The sequence below is a fragment of the Bifidobacterium parmae genome (assembly GCF_002860365.1).
GTDB lineage: Bacteria > Actinomycetota > Actinomycetes > Actinomycetales > Bifidobacteriaceae > Bifidobacterium > Bifidobacterium parmae.
In genome coordinates this window covers 16612-33752 of record NZ_NMWT01000003.1, presented here as the reverse complement: position 1 = coordinate 33752, position 17141 = coordinate 16612, and the positions used below count along the sequence as shown (strand labels likewise).

Here is a 17141-nt window from a genome sequence, read left to right as displayed (position 1 = left end):
AGGAGAGAAGAATGACGAACCTCAATCAGGTCGTCGGGACGCTCGAAACGCTGTATCCGCTCAAATACGCGGAAAGCTGGGACGCACCCGGCCTCATCGTCGGTGACCTCACGGCACCGGTGACGCGCATCGCGTTCGCCTGCGACCCGACCATGGCCGTAATCGACGAGGCGCTGGCGTGGAGCGCGGACCTGCTCGTCACGCATCACCCGCTGTTCTTCCGTTCCGTGCACCAGGTGTCCGGCTTGGGCGCACGCGGCATGATCGTGAACCGTCTCAGCCGCGCCGGATGCGCGCTGTGGGTGGGACACACCAATGCGGATTGCGCGGTGCGCGGCGTCGGCGAGGCCGCAGCCGACGGATTCGGTCTCGTCGATCAGCGCGCGCTCGTGCCGATCGACGATTCGGACGCGGCCGGTCCGGTCGGACTGGGGCGCGTCGGGCGTCTGCCGTCGCCCGTCACGCTGCGTGAGTTCGCGCAGCGTGTGTGCGACGCGCTGCCCATCGACACCGCGCTCGGCGTGCAGGTGTGCGGCGACCCGGACACGCCCGTCGAGACCGTCGCCGTGCTGCCCGGCTCCGGCGACTCCCTGTTCGACGAGGTGCGCGCCGCCGGCGTGGACGTGTACGTGACCAGCGACCTGCGCCATCATCCGGCCACCGACGCCATCGAGCAGGCGCGGTACGAGGCTTCGATGCGCGCCGCCGGCGTCACGCTCGGAATGGGCGACGCGCATGCGCGCCCCAGCCTCGTCAACACGCCGCACTCGGCCATCGAATCGATGTGGTTCCGTTACGCCGTCGACGACATCGCCGACGCGCTCGAACGACGGTTCGGCGAGCGGCCTGCGACGAACTGGATCCGCCGCAACACGGATCCGTGGACGCTGTCGCTCCACCGGAGCGACGACGCGACGACGGACATGACGACGGAGGGGAGGTGAGACGATGGCCGACGAACGCGACATCCTCGACGCCAGCTCCGACGGCATCGACATGAACGTGCCGGCGAAGGTGCTGGAACGCCGCGAAGTCTATCGCGGCGCTATCTTCCACGTGGAGGATATGACCATCGGATTGACCACGAACGGCGGCGGCATCGTGCCGATCCGCCGACAGGTGCTGCGTCACGCGCCCTGCGTCGTCATGCTCGTGCACGACACAGCCGCGGACCGCTATCTCATCGAACGCGAATACCGCGCGGGCAGCGACATCTTCGCATACGGGTTGCCGGCCGGACTCATGGACGACGGCGAAAACGTGCGGCAGGCGGCGTTGCGCGAACTCGCCGAAGAGACCGGTGTCGCGCCCGCGAGCGACGCCGGGTTGCACATTGACCATGTCGGTGACTATTATTCGTCAGAAGGGATGACCGACGAGCTCGCGCACATCATGGTCATCCATCTGGACGCGTGGAAACGCGTGCCCCGGCACTTCGACCCGGACGAGCACGTGGAATCCGCTTGGGTGAGCTGGGACGAACTGCTCGCCACACGCGTCACCGCATCCAATTCGATCATCGCCATCCAGCACGAGACGATACGGCGATTGACCGAACACGATTGACTTCCGGCGGTTTCGACCGCCATCGGTCGGATTCCGAAGAATCCGTGAGATTCGTGTGATTCGACAGACCCGACCCAGACCATCACCGACTGTTCATACACGGTGACCATTCACCACACATGGAGGTGCGATACTGGTGAATATGCAGATACGACCAGGTTTGACTTATCCGTACGGCGCAAGCTACGACGGAGCCGGCGTGAACTTCGCGTTGTTCTCCCAAGTGGCCGACAGCGTCGAACTGTGCCTGTTCGACGAGGACGACAACGAGACGTGCATCGAGATGTCCGAGCAGAACTCGTACATCTGGCACAACTACATCCCGGGTATCCAGCCGGGGCAGCGCTATGGCTATCGCGTGCACGGTCCCTACGATCCGTCGCGGGGACTCAGATGCAATCCGTCCAAGCTGCTGCTCGACCCCTACGCGAAAGCCATCGAAGGCAACATCGACGGTGACGAGAGCCTGTTCTCCTACCGGTTCTCCGATCCGGACAATGACGGCCTGCTCAACGACATGGACTCGGCCGGGCACACCATGAAGTCCGTGGTCGTCAACCCGTACTTCGACTGGGGCGCCGACCGTCACCCGCGCATCCCGTACCACGATTCCGTGATCTACGAGGCGCATGTGCGCGGCATGACCAATCTCAACAGGGACGTGCCGCCGGACATCCGCGGCACCTATGCGGGCCTCGCATACCCGACCGTCATCGAATATCTCAAGAAGCTCGGCGTGACCACCATCGAGCTCATGCCGATCCACCAGTTCGTCAACGATTCCTTCCTTCAGGAGAAGGGACTGTCGAACTACTGGGGCTATAACACGATTGGATTCTTCGCCCCGCATAACGCGTATTCGTCGGCGGGGGAGCGCGGCCAGCAGGTCAACGAGTTCAAGTCGATGGTCAAGGCGTACCATCAGGCCGGCATGGAGGTCATCCTCGACGTGGTGTACAACCACACCGCCGAAGGCAACCACATGGGCCCCACGCTGAGCTTCAAGGGCATCGACAACCGTGCCTACTACCGTCTCGTCGACAATGACCAGCGGCACTACTTCGACACCACCGGCACCGGCAACTCGCTGCTCATGCGCTCGCCGCACGCCCTGCAGCTCATTACCGACTCGCTGCGCTACTGGGTGTCCGAAATGCACGTCGACGGCTTCCGCTTCGATCTGGCCGCCACGCTGGCCCGCCAGTTCCAGGAGGTCGACAAGCTCTCCGCGTTCTTCGACATCGTCGAACAGGATCCGATTATCAGCCGCGTCAAGCTCATCGCCGAACCGTGGGATCTCGGCTCCGGCGGCTACCAGGTGGGCGGCTTCCCATCCAGCTGGTCCGAATGGAACGGTCGTTACCGTGATACTGTGCGAGACTTCTGGCGCTCGCAGCCGTCCACGCTACCCGAGTTCGCCTCGCGACTCATGGGCTCGTCCGACCTGTACCAGATGAACGGCCGACGCCCGGTCGCCTCGGTGAACTTCATCACCGCGCACGACGGCTTCACTCTCAACGACCTTGTCTCGTACAACGGCAAGCACAATGAGGCGAACGGCGAGGGCAACCGCGACGGCGAAAGCAACAACCGCTCGTGGAACTGCGGCGTCGAAGGCCCGACCACGATCCGCGACGTCAATGAGCTGCGCCAACGCCAGATCCGCAACATGTTCTCCACGCTGCTCGTCAGCCAGGGCATCCCGATGATCTGCGGCGGCGACGAGGTCGAACGCACCCAGCAGGGCAACAACAACGCCTACTGCCAGGACAACGAAATCTCGTGGACCGACTGGGATCTCGACGAGACCCGCAAGGACATGTTCGAGTTCGTCTCGAAGCTCATCCATCTGCGTCTCGAGCATCCGGTGCTCCACCGGCGCCGCTTCTTCTCCGGGCGCGAGCCGGGGGAGGACACGGAGACCATCCCGCAGGTCGAATGGTTCGACCACACCGGTTCCATCATGGACATGGAGGACTGGCACAACACGCACGCGTTCTCGATGATGGTGTACCTCAACGGGTCCGACATCCCCGAACTCGACTACTACGGCAATCCGATGGTCGACAATGACTTCATCCTCATCTTCAACGCCCACTACGAGCCCATCCAGTTCACGCTGCCGGACGAGCGATACGGGCGTAAGTGGAAGCTCGTCGTCGACACGCACAACCCGAAGGGCCCCGTGCTCAACTACGAGGCCGGGTTCGCGATCACCGCGCAGTCGCGCAGCTTCATGCTGCTGATGAGCGCGCAGAAGCCGAAGCAGCCGCGCAACTTCTGACGGTGTTGGCGGCGGCACGCCGCCGGTGAGATTCGGGAGCGGCGGGCGTGGCATCGGCGGCGGGCACCTCGGGGCGGCGGATGCCGCCGCTCCGAGGTCGGCCGGCCATGCCTGCCTACGGTGCGCCGCGGTTCCCCGCTCCTGTTCATCGGCGTGTCGCGGATTTGACGACTCGTCATGTTCTGGTAATGTATTCACTCGTTGCCAAGACAACACCTGTCCGGGTGGCGGAATGGTAGACGCGCTAGCTTGAGGTGCTAGTGCCTATTTTATACAGGCGTGTGAGTTCAAGTCTCATCCCGGACACCGGCAAGACCCCGCGGTTCCCCAAGGAACCCGGGGTCTTTTCCGTATGTCTGGGCTATCGGACCCAAACGTCTGCGTTATCGGCGTTGCCGTGCTGTCGTGCGCCGGCCGCGACCCCATGGTGCGGTGAAATCGCCATGGTGCGGTCGCTATAAACGGCCATTTTCCGCCGATATGGAGATTGTGTGTTGCCGCACCATGGGAATGGCGGGGCGCTCTTTCTTGTGGGCTTCCCTTACGGGTGTCCGCGAGAGAAAGCAATCGGCTATTGGATTTGGCTGTCGGCTCATAGCCCACTACTGTATCCCGTGGATTCCACCAAAGGGCCTCTCCGTACGGACTTAGCCGTGATGCACTGGGTGTTCTCTTTTTTCTGAGGCACCGCTATGGACCGGTTCACAGATTCTTGAAGTTTTCGTATTGTTCCAGGAAGTCATCTTCCAGATAACCATCATTGCTTGCATACTGGCGTGCGAATCTGCCGAAAACGTCCAAAGACTCCGGCTCCAGCTTGATGCGTCTGTGCAATAGTGCTTCGAAGCCGATGCTAATGCCGACATCCCATTCATTATGATTGATGCAATCCATGGCCTGGACGATGACATCGTCCAGGCCTTCTCTTCGCAAGATGGACATCAGGATTTCTTCAATCTTGCCGCCTAAGTCTTCCGTATACCTCGTTTGCTGTGGCCGCCATCCTCGTTCCGTCTTCTCGTAGCCGGGTTCGTAGAATAGCGTCCAGAGAATCTTCGTGTCGATTGGCCAGTACCGCTTGTCTTCCGCGGTGCCAGGCACCAGTAGATGAACTGAGTCATTGCTCTTATCGACGGCGATGTGGGATAGCGCACCTGTCTCACCATCGTAATAATCACCCAAGAATACGTATGCCAGATCATTCTCGGCGGCGCCGCATATGTCCCAATCCGGATAAGCCGCTTTTGCAAGCTTTTCAGCCGTGGCTTCGTCCATGATTAATTCCTCGCCTATGTCCATCGAAGATAGAGTTTCGTCACTTCGTATCAATTTTGCCTAGGTAATTGTAGAGGCGGTGCGCCGATTGTGGGAGGAAGAACTGAGAGGGGTGCTGTCGGCCATGTACCAGTGACAATCTGTACGTGTCACAGGAAGGGTTCTTTGCCGTAGAAGTTCATTTGCTCGGCACCCCACCATGTCAGGAATTGTTCGGCGGTTTCGCCGTTGTGGCCCCTGCATGGAAATGCGCAATCGTAGGATGCTACCCGACCATGGGTTTCCTCGGCCAGGGCGGCGGCAACGAACCCGTATCCGGTCGAGGAGACGGCCGGGCCGGAGAAGTTCCGTATGTCATGCCACATGTGTGGTTGTGCATTCAACAGCCTCATGTCCTCATCGGATAGTGGCAGGTCGAATTCGTCGGCTTCGATAGGCCAGCATTCGCCCAGCATTGACGGCGGATACCCTTCCTCTCCGCCGGACTGTATGTAGTCGTCGACCCACGGCTGATCGATTCGAGAACGTTCCCACAGCGACGGCCATGAACTCGCCCGCCACTTGCCGTTGATCAGATATGCGAAGCCGAGATCCATCTCCACTTTCCAGCGCGTAGCCGGATCCACGTACCGCAGCTCTTCGCCGGGCTTACGGGGATAGAAAGCCTTCACCTCCACGGTGCTGTGGATTCCGTATCGGTCGAGCAGCTGTTGATAGAGCTCTTGGGTGCGGCTCCTCGTCTCTTCGACCAAGGGCAGGTAATCCGTCGTCGGATACACATCAATCGTGGTGGACATGCCTCGATCATAATCAAAGCCCTTGTGATTATTGGAATCGTGGTCACTGTATGTCATTAATTCGATGCCGAGCGATGAGGACGTAGCTTGCGTAGCTCAGCCACCCGTGATTGGCTGTGGATTCAGTCGGCGGCCTTTGGATCGATGGCGCGGGCAATCCAGTCGAGATTGGCGCACTGCTTATCCAGATAGCGCTGCTCATCGGCAAGGTCATCGAGCACGATGTGCTCCTGATGCGACAGGCGGTTGCGTAGGTCGCGCATCGTCTTGGTGTGGCTCTCGAACACGGCGCGTTTGCGGGATGGATAGTTCGGCATACCACCATTCGCAGGGTCGCGAAGCGCCCGCCACACGGTCTGTTCAAGTCTGGACGAGAGCAGGAAGCACCATGAGCCAAGCGACATGTCGGCGACCACGCGTCCCGACGTGACCGGTTTGCCCGAGTACCGTATCTGACGTTCGATCTCGTCGATTGAATTCTCGAACCGGCTCGTCCTCGACGAGTTGAACCGGAACCTGGTATTGTCCCTGTACCAGTCGTCATGCCCGCAGGCCTTGGCGAGACGAACGGACATGAAGTTGCGTAGCAGCACCTCCACATGCGCGACATCCTCAAGAAGAGCCTTGGAGACGCGTCCGTTCCACACATACAAATCGACCACGTCGCATCCGGTGGCCTGCGCGGACCGCACGTAGGTATCCATGCGTTCGATGGAGAACCATCGTTGCAAATCGGCGAGCGTAACGGGTTGACTTTCGGGGCTCATACTGGCTATACTACTGGCGAATGCCCCGGAACGTCACTCATGCGAAACATCATGAAACCCCGGGGATTTCTCTTTTTGCAAGGGTCTTTTCCGTATGTCTGCGTTATCGGCGTTGCCGTGCTGTCGTGCGCCGGCCGCGACCCCATGGTGCGGTGAAATCGCCATGGTGCGGTGAAATCGCCATGGTGCGGTCGCTATAAACGGCCATTTTCCGCCGATATGGAGATTGTGTGTTGCCGCACCATGGGAATGGCGGGACGGGGGAAAAGAGAAAATGCCCCGCTCACCCGTGGGTGAACGGAGCATTCGCGGTCGGGCTGACAGGATTTGAACCTGCGACATCCTGCTCCCAAAGCAGGCGCGCTACCAAACTGCGCTACAGCCCGTCGTGCCTCGCCGTAGCAGGCACAATCAGTCATTGTACAATACAGGTGGACGTGACGCGAACGGGAGGAGTCATGGAACGGATGGTCATGGGCCGCCACCAGCGCGCCGAGACGGGCGGGCTCGTCGCCTTCATCCTGTGCGCGTTCGCAGGCGCCGTCGGCATGAACCTGTACCTCGAATACGCGCCCGCCATCTGGCAGGTCACGCAACGCCGCTTCTCCGTATGCTCCGGCATCGTCGCCGCCTGCGCCGTCATCTCCTTCTGCGCCGGATACATGAGCCATTCGCGTTCGATGACGCTCAAGGCCGGATGGCTGGTGCCGTTGCGCCGCACGTTCGAGACGCTCGCCCTGTCCGTCGTGTACGCGGCCACCACGTTCCTCTCCACGTTCGCTCTGCTCGGCGCCATCAACGAGATGATGGGCACGCTGTTCGTCGGCTACATGTCGTCCGCGTGCGCCGCGTTCGCCGGCGTCGTCGGCTACATGACGTTCGTACAGGCGGAGATGATGAGCGCGAAGACCCTCGCCTCGCTCCTGCCGTTCTTCGTCGTCTCCGGCGTATGCGTCGCCGGACTCACCACCGACGACCCGTACTGGTACCACAATAACTTCTCCCAGCTCGGCGACCGCACCACGTTCGCCGCCACCATGTTCAACTCGACCCTCATGCTCGCCGGCGTATGCGTCATCATCGTCAGCTACTTCGCCGTATCCGAGCTGGTCACCACGGAACGGCTCATGCGCCTGTGGCACGACCGCACGCGCGACGATCCGAACCACGGCTACGACATCCCGCACTTCGCCATGCGCATCGCCGTGCTGTCCGCCCTGCTCACCATCTCCGGACTCGCGTTCATCGGCATCGGCGCGTTCCGCTACACGCCGCACAACCTCATGCACAACATCTGCGCGAAGGGCCTGCCGTTCGTCATGCTCGTCCTGTTCCTCATGCTGCCGTGGCTCGCCCCGCGCATCAGCAAGGTCGTCATGGTCGGCTCCGATCTGGCGGCGCTCCTGTGCGCCGGATTCTGGGGGAACATGATGCTCGGCCACAACACGCTCACCAACGTGGAGGCGCTCGCCGGCATGCTGTTCCTCGGCTGGTTCATCGTGTTCTCGCGGCAGATCGCCGCCATCGAGGCGGACCGCGTCTCGATGGAGCTCGTACACGCGCAGACCGCCGAACAGCGTGAGCGGCGCGAACGCATGCCCGAGTCCCGCATCGCCTCCGACCGGTGACGCGCGGCATGCGGCAGACGTCCGACGGCATGTGACATGGGCGACATGTCGCCGTCGTCTCTCGCAAGTACACTGGACTTTCGCAATCGCATGGACGCATGGGCCGTATCGCGCCGCGTTTCCCGCCACCCGCCAGACAGAGGGAGAAGGTTATGGCTGACGACAAGCAGGGTGAAGACTCGTCCGAGGACGTGCGGGGACACGGTGAGGAAACGACCGTCATCCCTCCTCTCGACATGACCGACGCGCCGTCGGAATCCGCTGTCGCGCCTGCCGCGTCCGTCGCCGGGAACCTGTCCGATGCCTCCGATACGACGGCCGATGCGGATGCGCACGATACGACGGACGACGCCCGCGATGCGGCATCGACGGATGAGGGAGCGCGGGATGCGGACGCCGCCTCACGTCCGGACGACGCCCGCAACCCGCTCGAAGCCCCCGACTTCGACACGCTCGTCGCCCCCGTCGAACTTCCCCGTCGCCGCCCGCCGGCGCTCGCCGTCGCCGGCATCGTGGTCGCCGTCGTCGCGGTGGTCGCGCTCGTCGCCGTGCTCGTCGTCGTCCGCCCGTTCGGTTCGGTGCGCGCCTCCGACTATTCGACCGGAACGCAGAAGACGGTCGCCATGCAGCAGCAGTACGAGAAGACCTCCGCCGCGATCGACGACGCGCTCGGCTTCCTCTACTCGCAGGACACCGCGTACGACGCGCAGAAGGTGAGCAGGCTGAAGGTGCAGGCGACGAAGCTGCGCGAATCGGCCGCCTCGTTCGCCGATCTCAGAGCCAACAAGGACGCGGACGTCTCCGCCGCCTACGAGTCGTATGTGCGTCAGGCCGACCGGTTCGCGGAACTGTCCGCGAACCTCGCCGATTCCGCGGAGGCGTTGTCCACGATGAACGACGCGTGCGGGAACACGCCGAGCGGCACCGTGTACGACAGCGACTTCGCCACCCAGTACGAGCAGTACATCGCCTCCTGCCGCACGTCGGCGGAACCGTTGGCGAAGGCGAAGGCGAAGGTCGTCTCCGAATTCTCCGGCACGCTCACCCAGTCGCTCGACCAGATGGCCTCGGTGATCGAGCAGATCAAGGCGCTCGGCGACCCGTCCGCCATCAAATCCGGTTCCGACCAGGCGCAGCAGTTGCAATCCCTGTCCTCGCAGCTCGTCGACCTCGACGCCTCCTCGGGCGCGATCAACGACTTCCAGGACAAGCTCCGTCAGTCGCGTGAGAACGCGAACCCGTCCACGCTGCTGCAGAAGCTCAACGCGACGCTCAAGCAAGGCTACGAGGCGCAGTCCAAGTAGCGCGCTCCGGCGGACGCATCCACCCGGTTCGGCCATGATGCCGATACGATGGGTGGCATGAACGAATCGCAGAAGAACCTGTGGGCCGCGCCGAAGGCGGACGGCCCGTTGCACGCCGTCGTCACCGTCCCCGGCAGCAAATCCCTGTCCAACCGGTATCTGGTCCTCGCCGCATTGGGGTCCAGGCCGGTCACGCTCGTCGGCCTGCTGCGCTCGCGCGACACCGAACTGATGATGGGCGCATTGGAGGCGCTCGGCGTGACCTGCACCGTCGACCCGGACACTGGAACGACCGTCACCGTCACGCCGCCCGCCGACGGACGATTCCACGGCAACGTGGACGTATACTGCGGACTCGCCGGCACGGTGATGCGTTTCGTGCCCGGACTCGCCCTGTTCGCAGACGCCCCGGTGCGCTTCGACGGCGACGAGCAGGCGTACGCGCGTCCGATGAAGCCGGTGCTCGACGGTCTCGAACAACTGGGCGCGACGGTCGACTATCACGGCGAGGAGGGCTTCCTGCCGTTCACCGTCACGCCGCCCGCCGCGCTTCCCGCCGAATCCGCGCACGTGTCCATCGACGCGTCCGGGTCGTCGCAGTTCATCTCCGGACTGCTGCTCGTCGGCTCCCGTCTGCCGGGCGGTCTCACGCTCACGCACACGGGCGCGAAGACGCCGAGCCTGCCGCACATCCGCATGACCGTCGCCGACGTGAACGGCGCCGGGGGAGCGGCGTCCGCCGACGAGGCGGCGCGCGTGTGGACCGTCGCGCCGCGCGGGCTGCAGCTGCCGGAACGCGTCGTCGTCGAACCTGATCTGTCGAACGCGGCGCCGTTCCTCGGCGCGGCGCTCATCGCCGGCGGCACCGTGCGCGTACCGCACTGGCCGGTCGAGACCACGCAGCCGGGCGGTCTCCTGCCCGGCTATCTGGAACGCATGGGCGCGACCGTCACCTTCCCCGAGGAGGACGGCGTGCGCTACTGCCAGGTCACGTCCGACGGCGCGATCCGGGGTCTCGGCGATTTCGATCTGACCGCGGCCGGCGAGATCGCGCCGTCGCTCGCCGCGATCCTCGTGTTCGCCGACGCGCCGACGCGCATGATCGGCATCGGGCACCTGCGCGGCCACGAGACGAACCGTCTGGAGGCGCTCGTCACCGAGATCCGACGCATCGGCGGCGAGGCGGAGGAGCTGCCCGACGGCATCGCGATCACGCCGGTGCCGCGCGGGAACCTGCATGGCGCGGTGATGGAATCCTACGCGGACCACCGCATGGCCACGTTCGCCGCGATGATCGGTCTCGCGGTGCCGGGCGTGCATGTCGTCGACGTGGAGACCACGCGCAAGACGCTGCCAGACTTCGTGGGCATGTGGCGCGGCCTGCTGGGGAAGTAGCCGTCGGAGCGGCCGCCGGGACGGCCCGGAACGGCCCCAGCGGCAACCGGATACGGGAAGGCCCCTGACACTCCGATGGAGTGTCAGGGGCCTTCCCATGCCATGCCGGCTATGGTCTATGCGACCCGCCGGACACGTTCAAGCGATGGACTCACTTGGCGAACGTGTTGCCGTAGGTGTCCTCGCCGGCCTCGGCGATGGCGGCGGACTTGCGGGCGATGGCCAGCTCCTCGTTCGTCGGGATGACGGCGATGACGACGGAGGAGTCCGGGGTGGAGATGACGCGCGGCTCCTTGGAGCGGGTCGCGTTCTTCTCCTCGTCCAGCTTCACGCCGAACGGGGCGAGCTTGTCGCACACCATCTTGCGCACGATGTCGTCGTTCTCGCCGACGCCGGCGGTGAAGGTGATGACATCGCAGCCGCCCATCTGGTAGGTGTAGTTGCCGATGTAGCTCACGATGCGGTGCACGTAGACGTCGAGGGCCAGCTTGGCGTCCTCGTTGCCCTCGGCCACCAGACGGTGGACCTCGCGCAGATCGCCGAAGCCGGTCATGCCGGTCATGCCGGAACGCTTGTTGAACAGGGCGTCCAGCTCGTCCACGTTCATGTGGGCGTTGCGGATCAGGTGGAAGACCACGGCCGGGTCGATGTCGCCGGTGCGGCCGCCCATGACGAGGCCCTCGAGCGGGGTGAGGCCCATGGAGGTCTCGACCGGCTTGCCGGACACCTCGGCGGAGGCGGAGGCGCCGTTGCCGATGTGCAGGACGATCTGCTTGAGACCCTCGGCCGGCTTGCCGACGACCTCGGGCACCACGGAGGAGATGAACTCGTGGGAGGTGCCGTGGGCGCCGTAGCGGCGGATGTGGTACTGGTCGGCGATCTCCTTGTTCAGCGCGTAGGTGCTGGCGGCCTTCGGCAGCTGGAAGAAGAAGGAGGAATCGAAGACGAAGATCTGCGGCACGTCCGGCAGCAGGGAGCGCATGACCTCGGCGCCCTTGGCCTCCGGGCCGTTGTGCAGCGGGGCGAGGACGGCCAGATCCTTGACCTGGTTGATGGTCTTGTCGGTGACGAGGGCCGGCTTCGGGAAGAGGGAGCCGCCCTGGACGACACGGTGGCCGACGGCGACGATGCCCGCGTCGGCCAGCTTCGGGCCGTACTCCTCGAAGAAGCCGAGGACGCGCTTCAAGCCCTGCTCGTGGTCGTGGATCGGCTCCTCGAGCTCGTGCTTCTCGCCGTTGTACTCGTGCTTGTAGTGGCCGTCGATCGGCTCGCCGATCTTCTCGACGAGGCCGGAAGCGAGACCCTCGCCGGTCTCGAGGTCCACCAGCTGGTACTTGATCGAGCTGGAGCCGGAATTGATGACAAGGACGGTTTTCGCCATTGTGGGCATCCTCCATTGTGGTTGTCGTACCGTGGAACACGGCTTTCCAAGTGTTTAGAATACTCGCTGCTTGCTACAAGACACGGGCTCCCGCCGAATGACGGGAGCCCGTGGACGTTCACCGGTTCACTGCGCGGTGACGGCGGTGAGGGCGACGGTGTTGATGATGTCCTGCACCAGCGCGCCGCGGCTCAGGTCGTTGACCGGCTTGTTGAGGCCCTGCAGCACCGGGCCGATGGCGAGGGCGCCGGAGGAGCGCTGCACGGCCTTGTATCCGATGTTGCCGGCGCACAGGTCGGGGAACACGAACACGTTGACGTGGCCGGCGACGTCGTTGCCCTTGGCCTTCGTGGCGGCCACGGTGGGCGACCAGGCGGCGTCGAACTGGATGGAGCCGACGACCGGCAGATCCGGGGCCTTCTCCTTGACGAGCTTCGTGGCCTCCTCGACGACGTCCACGTCCGGGCCCTTGCCGGAGCCGAGCGTGGAGTAGGAGAGCATGCCGACCTTCGGCTCGATGCCGAACGCCTTGGCGGTCGCCGCGGACTGGATGGCGATCTCGGCGAGCTGTTCGGCGGTCGGGTTCAGGTTGATGGCGCAGTCGGCGAACACGGCCACATGGTCCTTGAAGCACATGAGGAACGCGCCGGAGACGAGCTTCTGGCCGGGCTTGGTCTTGATGACCTGCAGGGCCGGGCGCACCGTGTTGGCGGTGGAGTTGACGGAGCCGGAGACCAGGCCGTCCGCGTAGCCGAGCACGACGAGCATCGTGCCGAAGTAGCTGGCGTCCCGGAGCTGCTTGCGGGCCTGCTCCTCGGTCATGCCCTTCTTGGCGCGCAGCTCGCACAGCTTGTCGACCATGGGCTTGAGGACCTCCTCGTCGTCCATGGACTGGAAGCGGGCGCGGTCGAGGTGCTTGAGACCGAGCTCCTTGCCGCGGGCGAGGATCGCGTCCTTCTCGCCGACGATGATGAGGTTCACGGCCTCGCGTTCGAGCAGGAAGTCGGCCGCCTTGATGATGCGGTCCTCCTCGCCCTCCGGCAGGACGATCGTCTTCTTGTTCGTCTTGGCCTTGCCGATCAGGCCGTACTGGAACGCATAGGGGGTGATCGGGAAGTCGACGTCCACGTCGAGCGCGGCGAGCACCTCCTCGGTGGGGGCGTTCGCGCGGAACGTCTCGAGCGCCAGCGTCTTGTTGGATTCGTCGGTGAACGGCACCTGCGGGATCGTCCACACGGGCAGGCCGTACTTGGCGAGGGTCTGCTTGACGGAGAACGCGTGGCGCGGCTCGCAGCCGGTCACGAAGATGCCGAGCACGCGGTTGCCGGCGGCCTCCATGCCCTCGATCGACAGCTTCACGGTCTCGTCCAGCTCGTCCGGCCAGCGGTCGATGGTGCAGATGGACAGGAACACGCCCGCCTGCAGGTCGGCGGCCACGTTCGCGTTGAACTCGTAGGTGGTCGGATCGTTGACGTGCGACTTGTCGGTGCCGACGATGAGCGCCGCGTCCGCGCGGGAGACGGCGAGGGCGTCGTTGAAGGCGCCGACGATGTCGCCGCGGGCGGTCTCCTTGTCGGCGCGGACCTTGTGGATGTCGAGTCCGGTGGACAGGGCGACGCCGAGGCCCGCGTTCGAGGCGGCGAGCAGCACCGGGGTGAAGTGGTCGTGGTTGGATACGGCGGGGCGGAACACCATCGTCTTGTACTTGGAGGTCAGTGCGTTGAGGACGCCGTACGCGACGACGTTGCGGCCGTTGGCGCCTTCCGGGCTTGCGATGTATACACGGGTGACGGTCACTGGTGTCAGTCTCCTTTGATGATTCAGTGCGGATGTGCCACCCCTCATTGTAGCGGCGCTTGTTATCGTTCACGTCCGTGTTGCCGGGAAAAACGCGGAAAGTTGCAGGAAGATGCACCGGAATACGCAAATGAGGGCCCGGGTGTGGAAACCCGGGCCCCCATTTCAGCCCTTACGGGATGCGATCACCTCGTGGAGAGGCGGCGCGTCACTCGTTGTCGCCGGCGGTGGCGGCGGTGGCGGTGATGGCGCCCTTCTCGGAGGTGTTCAGGCCGGAGTACACCCAGTCGGTGTAGTCCGGGTGATCGTAGCCGTTGTCGACCGCGAACTGGAAGGCTTCCAGACGGAAGTCCTCGAGCTTCTTGATCTCATCGGCGTACTTGTCGGCGTCGATCATGCGCAGGGCCTCGGCGGTCAGCTCGTAACGATCGATCTCGTTCACGCGAACCATGTCGTACGGCGTGGTGGTGGAGCCTTCCTCCTCGTAGCCGTGGACGTTGAAGTTGTCGTGGTTCGGACGATCGTAGATCAGGCCGCGCACGTCGTGGGCGTAGGAGTGGTACGCGAACAGCACCGGCTTGTCGGCGGTGAAGATGTCGGCGAACTCCTCGTCGGACAGGGCCTCGTCGTTCTCCTTGGCGGACTGCAGAGCGAGCAGGTCCACCACGTTGACGACCTTGAACTTGATGCCCATGGCCTTGAGCTTGTCGGAGGCGGCCATGATCTCCTGGGTCGGGACATCGCCGGCGGCGGCAAGCACGATCTCGGCCTCATCGTTGGACTTCGCGGTGGAGGCCCAATCCCAGGCGGCGGCACCCTTCTCGAGCTCGGCGCGAGCCTCGTCGAGGGACAGCCAGGTGGCGGCCGGCTGCTTGCCGGCGATGATGGCGTTGATCTTGTTGGTGGACTTGTAGCACTTCTCGGCGATGGCCAGCAGCATGTTCGCGTCGGTGGCGAAGTAGATGCCGATGACGTGGTCGTTGTGGAAGCACTTGTTCAGCAGCAGGGAGGTGACACCCGGATCCTGGTGCGAGAAGCCGTTGTGGTCCTGGCGCCAGACGTGGGAGGAGACCAGCAGGTTCATGGACGCGATCGGCTTGCGCCACGGGATCTCACGAACGGTGGCCTCGAGCCACTTGGCGTGCTGGTTGAGCATGGAGTCGATCACGTGCACGAAGGACTCGTAGGAGCTCCAGATGCCGTGGCGGCCGGTGAGCAGGTAGCCCTCCAGGAAGCCTTCCATCTGGTGCTCGGACAGCTGCTCGACGACCTGGCCGGAGACGTGCATGTGCTCGTCGACCTCGTCGGAGATGTAGCCGGCGTCCCACTGCTTGTTGGTGACCTCGTAGGAGGCCTGCAGACGGTTGGAGGCGGTCTCATCCGGTCCGAAGATGCGGAAGTCGTGCGGGTTGTTCTTGATGATGTCGCGGGTGTAGACGCCCAGACGACGGGTGGCCTCGAGCTGGCCCCAGCCGTGGCCGTACTTCTCGACTTCCTTGACGGCGTAGTCCTCGATGTTCGGGAGCTTCAGGTCGTCGCGGATGACACCACCGTTGGCGTTCGGGTTGGCGCCGATGCGCAGCTCACCCTTCGGCATGAAGGCGAGGACATCGTCCTTGACGGCGCCGTTCTCGTCGAACAGCTCCTCCGGCTTGTAGGACTCGAGCCAGTTCTTGAGGACCTCGAAGTGGGCCTCGGTGTCGCGGGCGGAGGCCAGCGGCACCTGGTGGGAACGCCAGGAGCCCTCGGTCTTCTTGCCGTCGATGTACTTCGGGCAGGTCCAGCCCTTCGGGGTGCGGAAGATCAGCATCGGGTAGAACGGACGGTGCACGTTGTCCGTGTTGGCCGCGGACTTGATGTCGCAGATCTCGTCCCAGATGGACTCGAAGAGCTCGGCGAAGCGACGGTGGATGGACATGTGGTCCTCATCGTCGAAGCCGGCGACGAACTCGTACGGCTCGTAGCCCATGCCGTGGAAGAACTCGTGGAGCTCCTCGTCGGAGATGCGGGACAGGATGGTCGGGTTGGCGATCTTGTAGCCGTTGAGGTGCAGGATCGGCAGCACGATGCCGTCGGTGCGCGGGTTCACGAGCTTGTTGGACTGCCAGCCGGTGGCCAGCGGGCCGGTCTCGGCCTCACCGTCGCCGACGATGGCCGGGACGAACAGGCTCGGGTTGTCCATGATGGCGCCGTAGGCGTGGGACAGGGCGTAGCCCAGCTCGCCGCCCTCGTGGATGGAGCCCGGGGTCTCCGGAGCGAAGTGGGACGGGATGCCGCCCGGGTAGGAGAACTGGCGGAAGAACTTCTGAAGACCGGCTTCGTCCTTGGTGATCTTCGGGAAGGTCTCGGTGTAGGTGCCGTCCAGGTAGGACTGCGAGGTGCCGGCCGGGCCGCCGTGGCCCGGGCCCATGATGATCACGGTGTTCTGGCCGTGGTCGGCGATGAAGCGGTTGATGTGGCCGATCAGGAAGTTCAGGCCCGGGGTGGTGCCCCAGTGGCCGACCAGACGGTGCTTGACATCCTCGCGGGTGAAGGGCTCCTTCATCAGCGGGTTGCTACGCAGGTAGATCTGGCCGATGGAGAGGTAGTTGGCAACGCGCCAGTACTTGTCAACGCCTTCGAGGGCCTCCTCGGAAACCGGAGCGTTCAGCTTCTTCCAAGGGGTGCCAATAACAGGACTCGTCATGTGTACTCCTGTACTCCTGCGCGCCGATCGTGCGATCGTCGCGCGATTGATTATTTCCACTCGGTCGCGGTGCCTCACAGCCTTGCGGTCATGCGGTTTCCGCTCCCAATCACTCGTTATGGTACGAGGACAACGCGACTTTTGAACGATTTCTTGCGGGTGTGTTCGGAATTGTTTCGATTTTTGCTGGTTTTGTGTGAATTGCCCGTGCGATTGTGCACATCGAAATTGTTCGATAACACGATGAAAACGTTGGAATCC

At 63.7% G+C, this 17141-nt stretch carries 12 protein-coding genes and 2 tRNA genes; 7 read left to right on the top strand and 7 right to left on the bottom strand.

Annotated features, from left to right (window positions below; genetic code table 11):
* Nucleotides 1-11: 11 nt before the first annotated feature.
* The 4 genes from Uis4E_RS01615 (at nt 12) to Uis4E_RS01600 (ending at nt 4156) form a co-directional block, all read left to right on the top strand.
* The gene (locus Uis4E_RS01615; protein WP_101621523.1) at nt 12-944 is read left to right on the top strand and encodes a Nif3-like dinuclear metal center hexameric protein; all 933 of its coding nucleotides are present in this window, start codon (nt 12-14) and stop codon (nt 942-944) included.
* Nucleotides 945-948: 4 nt separating this feature from the next.
* The gene (locus tag Uis4E_RS01610) at nt 949-1566 is read left to right on the top strand and encodes an NUDIX hydrolase (protein WP_101621522.1); all 618 of its coding nucleotides are present in this window, start codon (nt 949-951) and stop codon (nt 1564-1566) included.
* Between the two features lie 142 nt (nt 1567-1708).
* A complete protein-coding gene (gene glgX, locus Uis4E_RS01605; RefSeq protein ID WP_101621520.1) occupies nt 1709-3850 on the top strand; it encodes a glycogen debranching protein GlgX in 2142 nt (713 codons plus the stop codon).
* Nucleotides 3851-4068: 218 nt separating this feature from the next.
* A tRNA-Leu gene (locus Uis4E_RS01600) sits at nt 4069-4156 on the top strand.
* A gap of 396 nt (nt 4157-4552) precedes the next feature.
* Here the strand turns inward: Uis4E_RS01600 and Uis4E_RS01595 are convergent.
* The 4 genes from Uis4E_RS01595 to Uis4E_RS01580 form a co-directional block, all read right to left on the bottom strand.
* A complete protein-coding gene (locus tag Uis4E_RS01595) occupies nt 4553-5125 on the bottom strand; it encodes a hypothetical protein (RefSeq protein ID WP_133125372.1) in 573 nt (190 codons plus the stop codon).
* A gap of 149 nt (nt 5126-5274) precedes the next feature.
* Nucleotides 5275-5922, bottom strand: a complete 648-nt coding sequence (locus tag Uis4E_RS01590; RefSeq protein ID WP_101621517.1) for a hypothetical protein — start codon at nt 5920-5922, stop codon at nt 5275-5277.
* A 122-nt stretch (nt 5923-6044) separates the two neighbouring features.
* Entirely contained in the window at nt 6045-6626 is a 582-nt protein-coding gene (locus Uis4E_RS01585) for an Abi family protein (RefSeq protein ID WP_165784804.1), read from the bottom strand.
* A gap of 375 nt (nt 6627-7001) precedes the next feature.
* Nucleotides 7002-7075, bottom strand: a tRNA-Pro gene (locus Uis4E_RS01580).
* A gap of 72 nt (nt 7076-7147) precedes the next feature.
* On the opposite strand from Uis4E_RS01580, the gene Uis4E_RS01575 reads away from it, so the two are divergent.
* The 3 genes from Uis4E_RS01575 to aroA all read left to right on the top strand — a co-directional run bounded on the left by Uis4E_RS01575 (nt 7148) and on the right by aroA (nt 11016).
* Nucleotides 7148-8317 carry an ABC transporter permease gene (locus tag Uis4E_RS01575; RefSeq protein WP_133125371.1) on the top strand — a complete coding sequence of 390 codons (1170 nt, stop codon included), beginning with the start codon at nt 7148-7150 and terminating at the stop codon, nt 8315-8317.
* Nucleotides 8318-8469: 152 nt separating this feature from the next.
* A complete protein-coding gene (locus tag Uis4E_RS01570) occupies nt 8470-9621 on the top strand; it encodes a hypothetical protein (protein WP_101621514.1) in 1152 nt (383 codons plus the stop codon).
* A gap of 57 nt (nt 9622-9678) precedes the next feature.
* Nucleotides 9679-11016, top strand: a complete 1338-nt coding sequence (gene aroA, locus Uis4E_RS01565) for a 3-phosphoshikimate 1-carboxyvinyltransferase (protein ID WP_423734898.1) — start codon at nt 9679-9681, stop codon at nt 11014-11016.
* A 151-nt stretch (nt 11017-11167) separates the two neighbouring features.
* Here aroA and Uis4E_RS01560 read toward each other — a convergent pair whose 3' ends face one another.
* From Uis4E_RS01560 to Uis4E_RS01550, 3 genes are all read right to left on the bottom strand, one after another.
* Nucleotides 11168-12397: an acetate/propionate family kinase gene (locus tag Uis4E_RS01560; protein ID WP_101621511.1), complete on the bottom strand. Its 1230-nt coding sequence runs from the start codon at nt 12395-12397 to the stop codon at nt 11168-11170.
* A 126-nt stretch (nt 12398-12523) separates the two neighbouring features.
* Nucleotides 12524-14194: a phosphate acetyltransferase gene (pta, locus tag Uis4E_RS01555; RefSeq protein ID WP_165784803.1), complete on the bottom strand. Its 1671-nt coding sequence runs from the start codon at nt 14192-14194 to the stop codon at nt 12524-12526.
* A 208-nt stretch (nt 14195-14402) separates the two neighbouring features.
* Nucleotides 14403-16880 carry a phosphoketolase gene (locus Uis4E_RS01550; protein ID WP_101621508.1) on the bottom strand — a complete coding sequence of 826 codons (2478 nt, stop codon included), beginning with the start codon at nt 16878-16880 and terminating at the stop codon, nt 14403-14405.
* Between the last annotated feature and the right edge of the window lie 261 nt (nt 16881-17141).